Annotated in this window: 1 protein-coding gene; it reads right to left on the reverse strand. The window is 57.8% G+C overall.

The genetic code is table 11. From position 1 onward, the window contains the following. Positions 1 to 169 precede the first annotated feature (169 nt). Positions 170 to 1513 (reverse strand): YjiH family protein, encoded by a 1344-nt coding sequence (locus tag HPA02_RS18020; protein ID WP_146804585.1) that lies wholly within the window; start codon positions 1511 to 1513, stop codon positions 170 to 172. Positions 1514 to 1760 lie beyond the last annotated feature (247 nt).

Genomic DNA, 1760 nt, shown 5'->3' on the forward strand with positions numbered 1-1760 from the left:
CAGGCCGCCGACAGGCCCGAGGGCCCGGCACCGACGATCACCACGTCGAACTCCATGACGTCACGCTCCATGGCGCATCTCCTTCTTTCTTCTCTGGGGAAATGAATCGGCGAGAAGGGGCAGTCGTGCTTCCCCTTCTCGTCGCAGTAGGTGAATCAGGCGTTCCAGATCAGAAGATCAGATGCGTCGCCAGGGCCACCAGGGGGATGGCCAACAGGGTACGAATCAGGAAGATCACCACCAGATCCATGACCGACAGCGGAATACTGGACTCCAGCATGGCGTTGGCGCTCTCGGTAAAGAAGATGATCTGAACCGTCGAGAGGGTGCAGACGAAGAAGATCGCCATGGGGCTCACCTCGGCCCCGGAGATGATGATGACCGGCAGTGCAATCTCGGCAATGGACACCAGCACAGTAGGAGCGATGGCCTCGGCATCCGGAAGCTGCATCAGGTGGATCAGCGGTTCGACCACGACGCCGAGGTAATCGAACACCGGTGTGTAAGTGGCGAGCAGCAGGGCCAAGGTAGCGATGGACAGGATGAAGGCAACAATTTTCTGGGCGAAGGTGATGGCCTCCCAGAAGCCACGATACAGGGCTTCGGGTCGTGTCTGGGCAGCACGGGCAGCCGCGGCCGAGCAGGCACGAGCCAGGATATGACGCTCATCGTCGTCACGAAAATCATCGGCGGTCTGCTCACGGCCTCCATAGTAGACATTCTGCTTGCGGGACAGCGGCGGAATCCGCACCACGATGGCTGCCAGCGTGAAGTTGATCAGAAAGGACACGACAATCATGTGTGGCAGGTACTCCATAATCCCGCCGATGGAGGCCAGCAAGGCGAAGAAGCCCAGGCTACAGATGCTGAAATTGGTCGCGATGCTGGCCGACTCCCGCTGGGTGTAGTAGCCACCGGTGTACAGCTTATTGGTGATGAAGATGCCCACGGCGGGTGCCGCCACGAAAGAGGCGACCGCATCTACCGCGGAACGGCCGGGTAAGCGATACAGCGGACGCATCAGCGGTTCCATCAGGGTTCCTATGAATTCCAGGAAACCGAACTCGGTGAGGAAGAGAACGAAGAAACCGGCGATGGTCACGGTGAGGAAGACACTGCCGCCCAGATAGAGGGCCAGTCCGCCTACGTCATCGTGCAGCAGCCAGTCGGGACCGATGTTAAATACCAACAGTAATGCGAAAAAGGCGGCCAGGAAAAAAGTCAGGCCACTCACCACGCTATCTTTACGATGATATTCGCGGATACCTTTATGGTTGGAGACACGTGATACCAGCCAGGTCAGGCATAGCAAACCGATGATGCCAAGCGTGAGATAATTGATGGAACCGCCAATCAACTCCTTCACATAGTCGATAATCATGACCAGCGGGATCTTGCTCTCCCCGTCCCCCACCGGGAGGGGAGCGAAGAAGATACCGAGTCCGATAAGGCTACCAACCAGTGCCTTCAATGCACCAGTAGTGCCGGGTTGAGCCACCTCGAGCTTGTTCATTGTATATCTCCGTTGGGTGGTAAGGTCGTGCTGATAGACACCCCGGTGCGACCGGGGCGTGAATAGGGTTAAGAGAAAGGCATCACAGTTTCGGTCTGGGCCTGGCAACGGTTACGCCACCTGCTGGCTCACAGAGATAGCGGCATTCTCCCCTGGAGCTTTTCGTCGAGCTCGGGCAACGCCTCGAAGAGGTCGGCGACCAAGCCGCTAATTATCGAGAACGCGACCTGGAAGATCCCGATCTTCC

This window comes from Bisbaumannia pacifica (assembly GCF_007989625.1).
GTDB lineage: Bacteria > Pseudomonadota > Gammaproteobacteria > Pseudomonadales > Halomonadaceae > Bisbaumannia > Bisbaumannia pacifica.